18 protein-coding genes are annotated in these 14108 nt (G+C 62.7%); 8 read left to right on the plus strand and 10 right to left on the minus strand.

Annotated features, from left to right (window positions below):
* Positions 1–70 precede the first annotated feature (70 nt).
* The 3 genes from H6M51_RS08680 to H6M51_RS08690 form a co-directional block, all read right to left on the minus strand.
* Entirely contained in the window at positions 71–328 is a 258-nt protein-coding gene (locus H6M51_RS08680) for a DUF2188 domain-containing protein (RefSeq protein WP_185809485.1), read from the minus strand.
* Between the two features lie 9 nt (positions 329–337).
* Positions 338–661: a hypothetical protein gene (locus H6M51_RS08685; RefSeq protein ID WP_185809486.1), complete on the minus strand. Its 324-nt coding sequence runs from the start codon at positions 659–661 to the stop codon at positions 338–340.
* Positions 662–814: 153 nt separating this feature from the next.
* Positions 815–1417, minus strand: coding sequence for a superoxide dismutase (locus H6M51_RS08690; protein ID WP_166601124.1), 603 nt, complete (start codon positions 1415–1417; stop codon positions 815–817).
* Between the two features lie 195 nt (positions 1418–1612).
* Here H6M51_RS08690 and H6M51_RS08695 point away from each other — a divergent pair, with 195 nt between their 5' ends.
* On the plus strand, positions 1613–1942 hold the full coding sequence (locus H6M51_RS08695; RefSeq protein ID WP_185809487.1) for a hypothetical protein: 330 nt from the start codon (positions 1613–1615) through the stop codon (positions 1940–1942).
* 4 nt (positions 1943–1946) lie between these two features.
* Here the strand turns inward: H6M51_RS08695 and H6M51_RS08700 are convergent, their stop codons facing one another.
* From H6M51_RS08700 to H6M51_RS08725, 6 genes are all read right to left on the minus strand, one after another.
* The gene (locus tag H6M51_RS08700) at positions 1947–2288 is read right to left on the minus strand and encodes a YkgJ family cysteine cluster protein (RefSeq protein WP_185809488.1); all 342 of its coding nucleotides are present in this window, start codon (positions 2286–2288) and stop codon (positions 1947–1949) included.
* 3 nt (positions 2289–2291) lie between these two features.
* Positions 2292–3476 carry an MFS transporter gene (locus tag H6M51_RS08705; protein WP_185809489.1) on the minus strand — a complete coding sequence of 395 codons (1185 nt, stop codon included), beginning with the start codon at positions 3474–3476 and terminating at the stop codon, positions 2292–2294.
* A gap of 88 nt (positions 3477–3564) precedes the next feature.
* Positions 3565–4110 (minus strand): GNAT family N-acetyltransferase, encoded by a 546-nt coding sequence (locus tag H6M51_RS08710; protein ID WP_185809490.1) that lies wholly within the window; start codon positions 4108–4110, stop codon positions 3565–3567.
* Entirely contained in the window at positions 4107–4415 is a 309-nt protein-coding gene (locus tag H6M51_RS08715) for a DUF1778 domain-containing protein (RefSeq protein WP_185809491.1), read from the minus strand. The genes H6M51_RS08710 and H6M51_RS08715 overlap by 4 nt, the downstream gene beginning before the upstream one ends.
* 74 nt (positions 4416–4489) lie before the next feature.
* Positions 4490–6409, minus strand: a complete 1920-nt coding sequence (gene dxs, locus H6M51_RS08720; protein WP_185809492.1) for a 1-deoxy-D-xylulose-5-phosphate synthase — start codon at positions 6407–6409, stop codon at positions 4490–4492.
* Between the two features lie 90 nt (positions 6410–6499).
* Entirely contained in the window at positions 6500–7426 is a 927-nt protein-coding gene (locus H6M51_RS08725) for a pirin family protein (protein ID WP_185809493.1), read from the minus strand.
* A 355-nt stretch (positions 7427–7781) separates the two neighbouring features.
* On the opposite strand from H6M51_RS08725, the gene H6M51_RS08730 reads away from it, so the two are divergent.
* Positions 7782–8147, plus strand: coding sequence for a response regulator (locus tag H6M51_RS08730; protein WP_185809494.1), 366 nt, complete (start codon positions 7782–7784; stop codon positions 8145–8147).
* A 54-nt stretch (positions 8148–8201) separates the two neighbouring features.
* Here H6M51_RS08730 and H6M51_RS08735 read toward each other — a convergent pair whose 3' ends face one another.
* Positions 8202–8672 (minus strand): Lrp/AsnC family transcriptional regulator, encoded by a 471-nt coding sequence (locus H6M51_RS08735; RefSeq protein WP_185809495.1) that lies wholly within the window; start codon positions 8670–8672, stop codon positions 8202–8204.
* A 182-nt stretch (positions 8673–8854) separates the two neighbouring features.
* Here H6M51_RS08735 and H6M51_RS08740 point away from each other — a divergent pair, with 182 nt between their 5' ends.
* The 6 genes from H6M51_RS08740 to H6M51_RS08765 are packed head-to-tail and all read left to right on the plus strand — an operon-like array spanning position 8855 to position 14098.
* Positions 8855–9646 (plus strand): ABC transporter ATP-binding protein, encoded by a 792-nt coding sequence (locus H6M51_RS08740; protein WP_185809496.1) that lies wholly within the window; start codon positions 8855–8857, stop codon positions 9644–9646.
* A 41-nt stretch (positions 9647–9687) separates the two neighbouring features.
* Entirely contained in the window at positions 9688–10458 is a 771-nt protein-coding gene (locus H6M51_RS08745; protein ID WP_185809497.1) for a transporter substrate-binding domain-containing protein, read from the plus strand.
* Between the two features lie 21 nt (positions 10459–10479).
* Complete coding sequence (locus tag H6M51_RS08750) at positions 10480–11205, plus strand: ABC transporter permease (RefSeq protein ID WP_185809498.1); 726 nt, start codon at positions 10480–10482, stop codon at positions 11203–11205.
* A gap of 13 nt (positions 11206–11218) precedes the next feature.
* Positions 11219–11908: an ABC transporter permease gene (locus tag H6M51_RS08755; protein WP_185809499.1), complete on the plus strand. Its 690-nt coding sequence runs from the start codon at positions 11219–11221 to the stop codon at positions 11906–11908.
* A gap of 22 nt (positions 11909–11930) precedes the next feature.
* Entirely contained in the window at positions 11931–13163 is a 1233-nt protein-coding gene (locus H6M51_RS08760) for a PLP-dependent aspartate aminotransferase family protein (RefSeq protein WP_185809500.1), read from the plus strand.
* A gap of 23 nt (positions 13164–13186) precedes the next feature.
* The gene (locus H6M51_RS08765) at positions 13187–14098 is read left to right on the plus strand and encodes a homocysteine S-methyltransferase family protein (protein ID WP_185809501.1); all 912 of its coding nucleotides are present in this window, start codon (positions 13187–13189) and stop codon (positions 14096–14098) included.
* Positions 14099–14108 lie beyond the last annotated feature (10 nt).

The following is a 14108-nucleotide window of genomic DNA, read 5'->3' on the forward strand; positions in this document are numbered from 1 at the left end:
CTGATGGAACGAAGAAAGCCCGTGGCTCGCGCCACGGGCTTTCCCTTTGCCTGAACTCGAAACAGTCAGGCTACCGGTCGTCCTCGACATCGTCGACGACGTCCGTCATGGGGCGGTCCGCACCGTCCGCATGTTCGTGATGCCACTCGCCTTGCGAATCCTGCCAGCTGATTTCGGCATCGCCATCTGCGAGTTGCTGAGCCCCGGCTGCCTGCCTTGCGGCGGCAAGCGCTTCCTCGTGTGTCGGATAGGGCTCTGAATAAACGTCACCCAGACGATAGGCATAGCCTTCGTCGTGGGCCACGACGTGATAGGTCACCTTCACCATAAGGCGGCCTCAGTGCCAGCGCCAACGGTTGTCACGCGCCGGCGTCGAGGTCGCGACGAGATACCCGATGACGCCGCCGATGATACCGAGCGTGATGAGCGCCGTGGAGGTGGCGGCCGGATGGCGGCGGACGACGCCGGCGACGCTATCGGCACCGTCTCTGGCATATTCCGCCACGTGGCCCGCCGTGCGGGCTGCACCGTGCAATGCCTCCGCTGCACGGTGGCGGGCATCATAACCGGCGCGACCGGCCTGGCGTCCGATGACGTCCTTCAACTCGGTCATCTGTTGACGCAGTTCGCGCAGTTCTGCCTGCAGGTTGGATGTCGCCATGGCTTGGCTCCTTTGCTGTTTCGGTTTCTTGCCGAACAAACGTGAGCGGGGCGCGATGGTTCCAATGCAGTGCACAAGTGGAACGAAAGGTCGTCCAAACAAAGACGCCCGGCGCTTGGCGCCGGGCGTCCTCGGTGATCGTGGAGATACCGCTTACTTGGTCGCGGCTTCGTACATTTCGAGCACGTAGTCCCAGTTGATCAGGCTGTCGACGAAGGCTTCGAGGTACTTCGGACGGGCATTGCGGTAGTCGATGTAGTAGGAGTGCTCCCAGACGTCGACGCCGAGGATCGGGGATGCACCGTGGATCAGCGGGCTTTCGCCGTTCGGGGTCTTGGAGATTTCGAGCTTGCCGTCCTTGACGGAGAGCCAGGCCCAGCCGGAGCCGAACTGGGTCGTGCCGGCTGCAACGAAATCGGCCTTGAACTTGTCGTAACCGCCGAGGTCGCTGTCGATGGCAGCCTGCAGCTTGCCGGGCAGCTTGTTGCCGCCGCCGCCCTTCTTCATCCAGTTCCAGAAGTGGATGTGGTTGTAGTGCTGGCCGGCATTGTTGAAGAGGCCGGCATTCTTGCCGTAAGACTGCTTGACGATCTCTTCCAGGGACAAACCTTCGAGGCCGGAATCCTTCAGCAGGTTGTTGCCGTTGGTCACATAGGCCTGGTGGTGCTTGTCGTGGTGAAACTCAAGCGTTTCAGCCGACATGAACGGCGCCAGCGAGTCGTAGGCATACGGGAGGGCGGGCAATTCGAAGGCCATGGTGAGATCTCCTTTTGGCAATAAGATTGCGGTTTGGCAGGTGACGGGAACATAGGTGCGGAACAGCGCTCAGGCAACCTTTGCCCTTCCAAAATCCGGCCTCCAAGCGAAAGAAATGTCTTCCGTTTTTGGACTTGCGCGACGTGGCGTTCCGGTCGAGGTTTGAAGCCCGATTGCATCCAACCGAGGTTCCCCATGTTCCGTTCCCAGACGATTCTCCATGTTGCAGCACTCGTGCTCGTGCCGGTTTCCTCCCCGGTGCTTGCCTCCTCGGATGATGCCTGGGCGGAGTTCGCCAGGGATGTTGCTGCCAAATGCACAGCGCTCGCCGAAGGTCGCATCGAGCAGCCGAAGGTTGTCGTCGATCCCTTCGGGACCGAGAGCTATGGCGTGGCCATCCTGACCGGCAAGGCCGTCGGCGCGGACGCCACTGTGAGCTCGATCTGCGTCTACGACAAGAAGAGCCAGGCAGCGGAAATCGGCGGCGAACTGCCGGCCGATCAGGTGACAATCAGCATGCCCTGAGGCCTTAAGCCTCGTAAACCTCCGGCTCTGGCAGGCCATCGATCGGAAAGCCGAACTCGGCGCGGGCGATCTTACATTCCTCGTCGCCGGGCATGCAGGTGCGGCAGACATGCGGGCGCACGGAATAGACCGCGCAGCCAACATGTTTGCCGACTTCGCCCGTGAGCGCGGCGCAGCGCCCATTCTCGAACTTCATGCCGCTCTCGTCCTTGGCGATCATCGCTTCGGGGATCGCGGCGATTTCCTCGTCGCTTTCCATGGAAAAGCGCGGCCATTCGGCGGAATAGGCGCAGCAGGCACCGCAGGTCTGGCAATCGAAAATGTCGGGCGGCGAGGTTTCCAGCATGGATCAGCGCTTCGCAGCGCGGACGCGCATCAGGTTCAGGGCGAAGAAGCCGGTGAAGCCCAGCATCAGCAGGCCGACGAAGACAGGCCCCGCATCGACCGAGATCAGATCCATGGTGAGGCCCGTGCTGCCGGAGCCGGCGGCACTGCCGATCGCGTAAGCGAGCGCGAAGACGGCGGCGCCTGAGACCAGCAGCCCCCCACGAAAGCGTTCGCCGAGCAGGGTCAGCGCCGCCGTATAGAGCGAGAAGCTGGCGGCTCCGAGGATCGAGATGGTGATCAGCAGAGCGGCCTGCGAGGTCATGAAGGGCAGAGCGAGGAAGGCGACAGCGGCGATCAAGGAGCCGGAGACGGCAATCGCCGGGCGCGACAGCCGGTCGAGTAGCCAGCCGACAAAGGGCTGTGCCAGTGCCGTCGGCAAAGCCACCATGGTGACGACGAAGGCCGCGAAATTCTGGCTGTAGCCGCGCTCGACGAAATAGAGCGGGATCATCGAGATCGCCGCGATATCCGAAAAGCCGAAGGCGACGACCATCAGCGTCAAAACCGGCGCCATCCTGACGAAGGTCAGGAGCCCGCCGGCTTCCGAGGCTTCCGGCTTGGTCTTGGCATAACGGCCGAGCATGACCGAGGCAAAGGCGACAAGCGCGACATAGGCCGCCGTCAGCGCGAAGGCGAAGCCGTCCTCGATGCCGACAAGCGGAATGGCAAGCGGGCCGGCAGCGAACCCTGCGCACATGCCCGCGCTATAGGCGCCGGAGACACGGCCGCGCAGGCGGTCCGGACAGGCGGTGTTCAGCCAGGCTTCCGAGACCGTGTAGATGATGCTGGTGCAGAAGCCGAGCAGGAAGCGGGCGACGAACCAGATCCAGAGCTGGTCGAAGGCCGAGAAGGTGGCAAGGCAGACGGAAACGCCGAGCAGCGAGGCGACGATCAGCCTGTCGCCACGGACCACCTGCGTCAGTCTGCCGATCAGAAGCGTCGAGGAGGCAAGGCCGAGCGCAAAGACCGAGGCGTTCAGGCCCGCCATGCTGGAGGAGACACCCCGGCTTTCGAGGATCAGCGAGATCAGCGGATAAGTGAGCCCCTGCCCCACCGCAAAGGCGGTGACGCCCAGGATGACAACCGCGATCGCCGCCCAATCGGGCGCGAAATCCGGTGCGATTTCCGTGGTGTGTGCGGTGTGCATGGGGCCTCCGAGGCGCATTTGGGCGCCCGTCGTTTGAAGGCCCGGTCTAGCGGGGCGTTTGGGGGAAGTCCAGAGAGGACCGCAGGTATCAGAGAGTCGCCAGCGCCTCGCGTATTGCCGCCACCGGCAAGAATAGCCGGAGCGGGTTCGACGGTAACGCCTCGAAACCGTAGCGCAGGTAGAGGGCCTTTCGACGAGCTACGTGATCCGGCTCGCCGTCGTCAAGCACATCCAGAATGACCACCGCAATGCCGATCCGCTCCGCCGCGTGGGCGATCCGCAGCAAGGCGTCGACGAGCAGATCGCCGCCATAGCCTTGTCCGACGTATCGCTTGTCCACGCCAATCATCGAAATGAACGCTGCAGGGATGGCGCCATGGGATGGGCGGCTCCGGGCATAGCGTGAGGGCAACTCGGCGAAATCGACAGAATGTGCATTGAGGGCGTAGAAGCCAATGACATCGCCGCTCAGGGATGTCATCACGTAGACGCGGGCATTGCCCGCCTTGGCCAGCTTGTTCGCGGTCTTGCGGAAGTAGTTGTCGACGGTTTCGACGCCGCAGGAGAACTGATCCCGATCATGGCGCTCGGGATCGAGCAACTCGATGATGACCGAGCGCCCCTCGTCATTCATCTGCTGATGACGCGCGACTTGTGGCTGGCGAAGGCTTTTCGCAAGGCGTCGGTCGGCGAAGACGGATTATCCAGTGCGTCGAAGAAGGCTTCGTGATCGATCGGTTGCAGAAGCGTGCGTTCATGGGCCTCGATCGTCGCGAGCGCCGAAGCATAGGCTGCGTTCATCGCAAAAGCCGTTTCATCGACACCGCTGATGGCAGCGGCGCGCTGGATCGCCTGTTTGACATGAGGCTTGGTGCGAAAGTGCATCCGCTCCGTCGCACGGTCTTCACTGGTCTGGCGGATATCCTTGGCTGTGTTCATGATGGCGACCCTCACGTCTCGCCACAAGTGTACGCCGTTTTGGCGTACGCTTCAATCTCGCCGCTGAAGGTAGGTCAGCCCGCCGCAATCACGCCCGGCACGTCCTGTCCAAGCGCTGCAAACACCGTTTTCAGAATACCAGCAGCGTCGAGGCCGGCCTTGGCATACATGGTTTCGGGCTTGGCCTGGTCCATCCAGACATCGGGCAGCACCAGCGAGCGGACCTTCAAGCCGTTGTCGAGCAGGCCCTCGTTGACGAGGAAATGCATGACATGGCTGCCGAAGCCGCCGACGGCGCCTTCCTCGACTGTCACCACGACCTGATGGTGGCGGGCGAGCTGGCGGATCAGGTCGTGATCGAGGGGCTTGGCGAAGCGGGCATCGGCGACGGTGGTCGAGAGGCCTGCGGCGTCCAAATCCTCGGCGGCGAGCAGACAGTCGGCCAGGCGCGTACCGAAGGAGAGGAGTGCGACCTTGGAGCCCTGCTTGACGATGCGGCCCTTGCCGATTGCAAGGATCTCGCCGCGCTCCGGCAGGGGAACGCCCACGCCTTCGCCGCGCGGGTAACGGAAGGAGATCGGGCCTTCGTCATAGGCAGCGGCGGTGCGGACCATATGCTTCAGCTCCGCCTCGTCGGCAGCGGCCATGACCACGAAGCCCGGCAGTGCTGCGAGGAAGCCGGTGTCGAAGGAGCCGGCATGGGTCGGGCCGTCGGCGCCGACGAAACCAGCGCGGTCGATGGGGAAACGAACCGGCAGGCCCTGGATGCCGACATCGTGGACGACCTGATCGTAGCCGCGCTGCAGGAAGGTCGAATAGAGCGCGCAGAAGGGCTTGAAGCCTTCGGCAGCCAGACCGGCTGCAAAGGTCACCGCATGCTGTTCGGCGATGCCGACGTCAAAAGTGCGTTCCGGGAAGATCGACTGCAGCTTGTCGAGGCCGGTGCCAGACGGCATGGCGGCGGTGATGCCGACGATCTTGTCGTCGTGGCGGGCTTCCTCGACCAGCGCATCGGCGAAAACTGCGGTATAGGCCGGGGCATTCGGCTTGGCCTTGGCCTGGGTGCCGGTGATGACGTCGAACTTGTTGACGCCGTGATACTTGTCGGCAGCGGCTTCGGCCGGGGCATAACCCTTGCCCTTCTGCGTGACGACATGGATCAGCACCGGGCCCTTGGCATTGTCGCGGACATTGCGCAGCACGGGCAGGAGGTGATCGAAGGAATGACCGTCGATCGGGCCGATATGGTAGAAACCGAGCTCCTCGAACATCGTACCGCCGGTGACATAGCCACGGGCATGCTCGACGGCGCGGGTGATGGCGCGGTCGACGGTCTTGCCGAGATAGGCGGTCAGCTTCTTGCCGAACTCGCGGAAGCCCATATAGCTGCGACCGGAGGCGAGACGCGCGAGATAAGCGCTCATCGCGCCGGTCGGCGGGGCGATCGACATGTCGTTGTCATTGAGGATGACGATCAGGCGGGCGTCTAGGGCGCCTGCATTGTTGAGCGCCTCATAGGCCATGCCGGCCGACATGGCACCATCGCCGATCACGGCGATGACCTTGCGGTCGGTCTTTGACAGTTCGGCGGCAACCGCCATGCCGAGGCCCGCGGAAATCGACGTGGACGAATGGGCAGCGCCAAAGGGGTCGTATTCGCTTTCGGCGCGCTTGGTAAAGCCGGAGAGCCCGTCCTCCTGGCGCAGCGTTCGGATGCGGTCGCGGCGGCCGGTCAGGATCTTGTGCGGATAACACTGGTGCCCGACATCGAAGATCAGCCGATCATCCGGCGTCTCGAAGACCTTGTGGATGGCAATCGTCAGCTCGACGACGCCAAGGCCTGCACCCAGATGGCCACCTGTCTTCGATACCGCATCGATCATCTCGTCGCGGACCTCGCGCGCCAGCTGCGGCAGGTCGCGATCCTCGATGGTCTTCAGGTCTTTGGGAAGCTTGACCTTGTCCAGGAGCGGCGTATCGGGCAGGGATGTCACGGGCTGATGCCTCTTCAGTCTTGTTTGGATGCGCGATACCATCCCCCGACGATCAGGGCAATTCCACGTCATCAAGCGCTTATATAGCCGTCAACGGCCCTCCGGCAAAGGCACGAACTCCTCTTCGTCCCCCGGAACGATGTCGAAACGGCCGGTTCTCCACTCTTCCTTGGCCTGTTCGATACGCTCCTTGGAGGACGAAACAAAGTTCCACCAGATATGTTTCTGCGTGCCGAGGGCCGCACCTCCGAACAACATCACGTGACAACCGGTCGCGCCGCCGATCAGGGTGATCTCGTCTCCGGGGCGGAAGACGAGAAGCTGGTCCTGGGCAAAGCGGTCGCCGGCGATCTCGATCTCGCCCGAGAGAATGTAGAGCGCGCGCTCTTCCTGACCGGCATCGAAGGGAAAGCGGGCACCGGGCTCGAGCGTCAGGTCAACGTATAGTGTCTCGGAGAAGGTCTTGACCGGCGAGCGCAGCCCGGCCGTCGAGCCGATGACCACGCGGCCCGAGGCACCGCGATCGGCAAATGTCGGCAGCTCGCCTTTCGCGGTATGCGCGAAGGCCGGATCGATTTCCTCAAGCTGGTCGGGAAGCGCGATCCAGGTCTGCAGGCCGGACATCGAGAGCGGATGACCACGCAGGTTCTCCGGCGTGCGTTCGGAATGCACGATACCGCGCCCGGCGGTCATCAGATTGATGTCGCCGGGGGAGATCACAAGCTCTGTGCCGAGACTGTCGCGATGCTTAATCTCGCCATCTAAGAGATAGGTGACGGTGGACAAACCGATATGCGGATGGGGGCGAACATCCATCGCTTCTCCGGCCTTCAGGACCGCCGGTCCCATGCGGTCGAAGAAGATGAAGGGACCAACGAGGCGGCGACGGACAGAGGGGAGCGCGCGGCGCACGGCAAAGCCGCCGATATCGCTGGAACGAGGAATGATCAAATGTTCGATCGCATCACAGGCAAAGGCGTCACCTGGGACAGGATCGTTTCCGGGAAAGAAGGACATGAAAAACCTCCGTATTCGATCGCCTCAAACTAACAGGTATCGACGCGGATCATAGAACGGATTGACTGGGGGGCGGGTGACGCATCGTTCAGCCTTCGCTGAACCAGCGTCATCTGCACGCTTACCACCTTGGAGCGGAACGATCCGCAGAGCGGATGAAGGCCCTGTCATGCGGAAAGGCATCGAGACCGCCTGCGCTGCACTGAGCCGCTCTTCGTCGGCACGAAGCTCGGCATCCGCCGATCGGGCGCAGTAAGTCCGTTAATGCTAAATAAGTCATATCTAACTATTGTCGTCGCGGTCTGCCGAACCGTTGGGTATGGCTCCCGCGAAGCACGAAGGAAGCGAGGCAATCTTGGTGAAGAAAATTCTGGCGGTCGATGATTCCAAAACCATCCTGTCCATGGTGACCCAAACACTTCAAAACGCTGGCTATGAGACGCTGCAGGCGGAAGATGGCGTTCAAGGCCTTGAAGTGCTCGAAGACAGCGCGCCCGACCTGGTTATCACCGACATCAACATGCCGAGGCTCGACGGCTTCGGCTTCATCGAGCGAATTCGCCGCAGCGACCGTTACAGGGCCATCCCGATCCTCGTGCTTACGACAGAAAGCGACCCTCAGAAGCGGGAACGCGCCCGCAAAGCCGGCGCCACAGGCTGGATCGTCAAGCCTTTCGAAGCTGCCAAACTTGTCGACGCTGTCGGGCGGCTGAGCGGCTGAGCACAGATGCTGCCGGGATAAGTGAGCCTATAAGGCTCGTTCTTTCGTGGCCGGCTACTCCCGAACCGGGATGTGCAATCCAACCTTCACATCGCGTAACACGACATTGGTGTGCATGCGGCGGATCTGCGGGTTTTCCGCCATCAGCTGCGCGCTGATATCGTCGTAGTGCTCCACATCCCGGGCCGTAATGATCGCGACGAGATCGACCTGACCGGTGACGTAGTAGACCTGCTGCACATGCTCCTGCCTGTCGGCCCACGCGCGGAAGCGGGCCAGCGCGTCGTAATTGTCCCGCTCGATCTCCATTCCGGTGATGAAGGTCATCGGGAAACTGGTCGCCTTACGGTTCACCACGGCGATCTCTGCGGTGATGACACCCTCGTCACGGAGACGGCGAAGCCTGCGCTGCACGGCCGATGGCGATAGGCCGACCTTGTCGGCAATCGCTTCCGCCTTGAGCTGGCAATCCCGCTGGACCACCTCCAGAATGCTGCGGTCGAATTGATCGAGCTTATCCGGCATGGTTCCCCCTCCTTGCGCGACCTCGTTTTCGCTCGATTACCCGATTTCGCAGATGCGCGCCATCTTTCCGCACCATCTCCAGCTTTCATGCAGGATTTTCCCGCCTTCGAGCTTAAATGCGCCCATAATCCGCAGCGCCAGCCTCCTATGGTCGCGCAATTGCCAAATGACCTGGGATCAAGATGACAGGGACCACCCCGGCCGCGCTCGACGTGCACGACATCACCAAGAGTTTCGCCGGCATCGAGGTTCTCAAGGGCATCTCGGCGACGGCCCATCGCGGCGACGTGATTTCGATCATCGGCTCGTCCGGATCCGGCAAGAGCACGTTTCTCCGTTGCATCAACCTCTTGGAAGCGCCTGACCGGGGCCGCATCGTTGTCGGCGGCGAGGAGCTGAAGCTTCGCCCCTCCCGCAAGGGCAGCCTGGAGGCCGCCGACCGAAAGCAACTGGAGCGGCTGCGCACCGGGCTTGGCATGGTGTTCCAGAGCTTCAATCTGTGGGCTCATCGTACTGTGCTCGAAAACGTCATCGAGGCGCCCGTCCATGTTCTGAAAATGCCGTGCCGCGAGGCAGTCGAGAAGGCCGAAGCACTGCTCGCCAAAGTCGGGCTCTACAACAAGCGCGATGCCTATCCCGCCTTTCTCTCCGGCGGCCAGCAGCAGCGGGCGGCGATTGCGCGTGCGCTTTGCGTCGATCCGGCCGTGATGCTCTTCGACGAACCGACCTCGGCGCTCGATCCGGAGCTTGTCGGCGAAGTGCTGAAGGTGATCCGCGATCTCGCAGAAGAGGGCCGCACGATGCTCATCGTCACCCACGAGATGAGCTTTGCCCGCGAGGTTTCGAGCCATGTGATGTTCCTCGACAAGGGACGCGTCGAGGAAGAGGGGTCGCCAGACCAGGTCTTCGGCGATCCGAAAAGCGCCCGTTGCCGCGAATTCACCCGCAGCCTTGGCGGGCGCGGGACTGCTTGAAAACAGATCCAGAACCAACCAACCAATCGGGGAAAACGACGATGAAAATGATCTCCCTTCTGCTCGCCGGTGCCGCCTTTGCGGCAACCGCCGTCACCGCCCAGGCCGAAGTCCGCTTCGGCATCATGAACGAGGCCTATCCGCCCTTCTTCGCCAAGGATGCTTCGGGCACCTGGAAGGGCTGGGAAATCGATCTGATGAACGCCGTCTGCGCGGAGATGAAGGAGACCTGCTCGATCGTCGACGTTTCCTGGGACGGCCTGATTCCGGCGCTGCAGACCAAGAAGTTCGACGTCATCTGGTCGTCGATGTCGATCACCGAGGAGCGGCTGAAGACGATCGACTTCACCGACAAATACTACAACACGCCGAGCAAGCTGATCGGACCGAAGGACGGCACGCCGGGTGCGACGCCCGAAGCGGTCGAAGGCAAGACCATCGGCATCCAGGTGTCCACGGTGCAGTCGGAGTATTTCAAGAAATACTTCGCCGACAAGGCAGAAGAGCAGACCTATGCCACGCTCGACGAAGCTTTCCAGGATCTCGCGGCCGGCCGCATCGACTATGTCTTCGGCGACGCCATCCCGCTGGCTGACTTCCTGAAAACCGACTTCGGCAAGGATTGCTGCGCCGACATGGGCGACGTTGCGGCTGATCCCGCGGTTCTCGGCACCGGCATCGGCGGTGGCCTGCGCAAGGAAGACACCGAACTGAAGGCCAAGCTGAATGCGGCCATCGCCGCTGTGCGCGCCTCGGGCAAGTATGACGAGATCACGAAGGCCTATTTCACCTTCGACGTCTACGGCCAGTAATCGGCGGGGGCCGGGAACGAGATGGCGACTGGGTCGATGACGGCGTGGCAATTGCTGGCGCTTCAGCCTCCGGGCTGGGGCGGCGCGCTGTTGACCGGTGCTGCGACGACCGTCGCCATCTCGGCTTGTGCCTTTTCGATCGGGCTTGTCATCGGGTTGTTCGGGGCCCTGGGCAAGCTTTCCGATAACCGACCGGTGGGTCTGATCCTCAAAGGCTATACGGCGATCATTCGGGCGGTGCCGGAACTGATCCTGATCGTCGGGCTCTATTATGCCGGGACCGATGGCCTCAACCGACTGCTGATGGCCTTCGGCCTGCCGCCGATCGAGGTCAACGGGTTTGTGGCGGCGGTTGCCGTGCTCGGCTTCGTTCAGGGCGCCTATATGACCGAAGTGCTGCGCGGCGCGATCCTGGCGATCCCCAGCGGGCAGCTCGAGGCGGCTCGGGCCTTCGGCATGTCGCCGCTCCTGCGCTTTCGTCGGGTGACGCTGCCGGCACTGCTTCCCAACGCCCTGCCGGGCATGGCCAATCTCTGGATGTCGGTCACCAAGGATAGCGCGCTCGTTGCCGTGGTCGGCTATCAGGAACTGGCGCTGACGACGCGTCTCGCGGGCGCCAATACCAAGGAATATTTCCTTTTCTTCCTGGCGGCAGCCGTTCTCTATCTGGTCATTACCCTTCTCTCCAACCTCGTCTTCCATGGCATCGAGCGCCGCGTGCGCCGGGGCCAGAAGCCGGCGCATTGAGGGAGGGGCACAGATGAATTTCGAATGGATCGCGAAATACTGGCCGCTTCTGATCGAGGGCGCCTTCCAGACCGTTTCGCTGCTGGTGATTTCGGTCGGCTTCGGCTTCGTGCTGGCCGTGGGGCTTGCCTTTGCCATGGTGAGCGGCGGCCCTCTTGCCCGCAATCTCGCGCGCGGCTATTCGACCGTGTTTCGCGGGACGCCACTACTGATCCAGCTCTGGCTGCTCTACTACGGCGTGGGCTCGCTGCTGCCGATGGTGCCGGGGCTAAGACAGAGCTTCCTATGGCCGATCCTGCGCGAAGGTTTCTTTTTTGCCGCCGTTTCTTTCACGCTGAATTTTGCCGCCTATCAGTCGGAAGTGCTGCGCGGGGCGCTCCTGTCCGTGCCGAAGGGCGAGCTGGAAGCAGGACGCTCGCTCGGCATGAGCCCGTTGATGCTGATCCGGCGCATCTGGCTACCGCGGGCGATCCGCACGGCGCTGCCGACGATTGCCGGCGAGATCGTGCTGCAGCTCAAGGCCACACCGCTCGCCTTCACCGTGACCGTGATGGATCTCTATGCGGTCGCCTTCAAGGTCCGGCAGGACACGCTCCTCGTCTACGAGCCACTGCTCGTCGTCACCCTCTTCTATGTCGCGCTCACGGCCCTGATCACCCGCGCCTTCGGGGTGGTCGAGGCGCAGGTGCCGATCCGCCGCTGAGGTGGCCCGAAAGTAAAATGCCATGACGAAAGTCTTCGTGACCCATCCCCTGCCCGCGTCTGCCGGTCCCGAGACCCGGGCGCTCGATGCCGGCTTGGTGATCGATCCGGCGAACGGAGCGATTGCGCCCAATGTCTCGATGTCGGTCAACAATGCGCTGATGCCCGGCGATGGCGCCTTCTCCGCCGATGGCGTCGAGGATCTCGCCGATCTTCCCTATCTCTACGCCCGCTGGACGAACCCCACCGTGCGGCAGCTGGAGCAGCGGCTGGCAGCTCTCGAAGGTGCGGAGGATGCGCTGGCGACGGCGACGGGCATGGCGGCGATCACGGGTACGCTGTTCACCTTCCTCAAGGCCGGAGACCATCTCGTGGTCTCGGATGTCTGCTATGCGGGCGCTGCCGAACTCACCCAGCGGATTCTGCCGGAATTCGGCATCGAGGTGACACCGGTCAACATGGCGCGGCTTGATCTGGTTGAAGCCGCCATGCGGCCAAATACCCGGCTTGTGCATTGCGAAAGCCCCATCAATCCGATCCTGCGCATCGTTGACCTCAAGGCGCTGGCGGCCATCGCGCATAGACACGGCGCGTTGATCTCGGTCGATTCAACCTTCGCAACGCCGGTGGCCACGCGGCCGCTCGCGCTCGGCGTCGATCTTGTCATCCATTCGCTGACCAAGTTCATCAACGGCCATGGCGACGTGCTGGGCGGGGCCGTGATCGGGCGCAAGGAGTTGATAGCGCGCATCCGTGGCCGCGCCGGCGTCTATCTCGGCGCTTCTTTGTCGGCACAGTCGGCCTGGCTGATCATGCGGGGCGTCGACACGCTTTATCCACGCCTGCGCATGGCATCGGACAGCGCTCTGGCTGTCGCAACCTTCTTGGAAGGGCATCCGGAGGTCGAGCGTGTGATCTATCCAGGTCTCACGTCCCACCCGCAGCATGATCTCGCCAAACGCCAGATGGATGTGTTCGGCGGCATGATCGGCTTTCGCACGCGAAGTCCCCGTGCCGCGGCCGATAGGCTCGCGGAGCGACTGCGCGTCATCCACTACGCCTTCTCCCTCGGCCACCAGCGCAGCCTCGTGGTGCTGCTCGACACCGAGGAGATGATGACCTCGACCTTCCGCCTGACCGGCGAGGCCCTTTCCGATTACCGCGCCTATGCCGGCGACGGGCTCTTTCGCCTGTCGATCGGCCTTGAGACCCCGGCAGATATCATCGCCGATCTCGACCAGGCGCTTACCCCCTGACCGCATCCGACGGAGACTTGTCCATGGCAGAAACCATCATCCTTGACGGCGGCATGAGCCGCGAACTTCTCCGGCTCGGTGCGGAGCTGAAGCAGCCGGAATGGTCCGCGCTGGCGCTGATGAACAGCCCCGAGATCGTTCGTCAGGTGCATGCGGAATTCATTGCCGCCGGTGCCGATGTCGTCACCACCAATTCCTATGCTCTGGTACCCTTCCATATCGGCGAAGAACGGTTTCGCGCGGAGGGGCCTTCCCTCATCGCGCTCTCCGGCCAGCTGGCACGCGAGGCTGCGGATGCGGCGGGCCGCAAGGTGGTCGTGGCCGGCTCCCTGCCGCCGATCTTCGGCTCTTACGAGCCGGAGAATTTCGATCCGTCGACTGTGCAGGACTATCTGAAGATCCTGGTCGACAATCTCGCCCCCCATGTCGATGTCTGGCTCGGCGAAACGCTCAGCCTGATTGCCGAGGGTGAGGCGGTCCGCAAGGCTATCGAAGGGCAGCCCAAGCCCTTCTGGATTTCGTTCACGCTCGCCGATGATCCGGCTCAGGTGGCCGGGGCAGAACCGAAGCTGCGTTCGGGTGAGACCGTTCGGCAAGCTGCAGAATGGGCAGCGGGCTCGGGTGCTGCGGCTCTGCTTTTCAACTGCGCCAAGCCGGAAGTGATGCAGAAGGCGGTCGAGACCGCATCGGCAGTCTTTGCCGAAAAAGGATCCAAGCTGCGGATCGGCGTCTATGCCAATGCCTTCGAGAGCGAGATTGACGAGAAGGCTGCGAACGAGGGACTGCATGACACCCGCCAGGACCTGACCGGCGATGTTTATTCGCGTTTTGCCTGCAACTGGGCCGAAGCGGGTGCCACGATGATCGGCGGCTGCTGCGGGATTGGGGCGGAGCATATTCACCGCGTGGCGGGTGCGCTTAGAGCGAGAGCATAGCCAGCCGCAT

It is taken from the genome of Rhizobium sp. AQ_MP (assembly GCF_014237835.1).
In the GTDB taxonomy this organism is placed as follows: Bacteria; Pseudomonadota; Alphaproteobacteria; order Rhizobiales; family Rhizobiaceae; genus Allorhizobium.

Bases quoted from the DNA above. Each gene is read 5' to 3' on its own strand.
- H6M51_RS08755 (WP_185809499.1), top strand. From the start codon at position 11,219: ATGAATTTCGAATGGATCGCGAAATACTGGCCGCTTCTGATCGAGGGC.
- H6M51_RS08695 (WP_185809487.1), top strand. From the start codon at position 1,613: ATGTTCCGTTCCCAGACGATTCTCCATGTTGCAGCACTCGTGCTCGTG.
- H6M51_RS08690 (WP_166601124.1), bottom strand. From the start codon at position 1,417: ATGGCCTTCGAATTGCCCGCCCTCCCGTATGCCTACGACTCGCTGGCG.
- H6M51_RS08735 (WP_185809495.1), bottom strand. From the start codon at position 8,672: ATGCCGGATAAGCTCGATCAATTCGACCGCAGCATTCTGGAGGTGGTC.
- H6M51_RS08700 (WP_185809488.1), bottom strand. From the start codon at position 2,288: ATGCTGGAAACCTCGCCGCCCGACATTTTCGATTGCCAGACCTGCGGT.
- H6M51_RS08750 (WP_185809498.1), top strand. From the start codon at position 10,480: ATGGCGACTGGGTCGATGACGGCGTGGCAATTGCTGGCGCTTCAGCCT.
- H6M51_RS08685 (WP_185809486.1), bottom strand. From the start codon at position 661: ATGGCGACATCCAACCTGCAGGCAGAACTGCGCGAACTGCGTCAACAG.
- H6M51_RS08745 (WP_185809497.1), top strand. From the start codon at position 9,688: ATGAAAATGATCTCCCTTCTGCTCGCCGGTGCCGCCTTTGCGGCAACC.
- H6M51_RS08760 (WP_185809500.1), top strand. From the start codon at position 11,931: ATGACGAAAGTCTTCGTGACCCATCCCCTGCCCGCGTCTGCCGGTCCC.
- H6M51_RS08715 (WP_185809491.1), bottom strand. From the start codon at position 4,415: ATGAACACAGCCAAGGATATCCGCCAGACCAGTGAAGACCGTGCGACG.
- H6M51_RS08765 (WP_185809501.1), top strand. From the start codon at position 13,187: ATGGCAGAAACCATCATCCTTGACGGCGGCATGAGCCGCGAACTTCTC.
- H6M51_RS08705 (WP_185809489.1), bottom strand. From the start codon at position 3,476: ATGCACACCGCACACACCACGGAAATCGCACCGGATTTCGCGCCCGAT.
- H6M51_RS08725 (WP_185809493.1), bottom strand. From the start codon at position 7,426: ATGTCCTTCTTTCCCGGAAACGATCCTGTCCCAGGTGACGCCTTTGCC.
- H6M51_RS08740 (WP_185809496.1), top strand. From the start codon at position 8,855: ATGACAGGGACCACCCCGGCCGCGCTCGACGTGCACGACATCACCAAG.
- H6M51_RS08680 (WP_185809485.1), bottom strand. From the start codon at position 328: ATGGTGAAGGTGACCTATCACGTCGTGGCCCACGACGAAGGCTATGCC.
- H6M51_RS08710 (WP_185809490.1), bottom strand. From the start codon at position 4,110: ATGAATGACGAGGGGCGCTCGGTCATCATCGAGTTGCTCGATCCCGAG.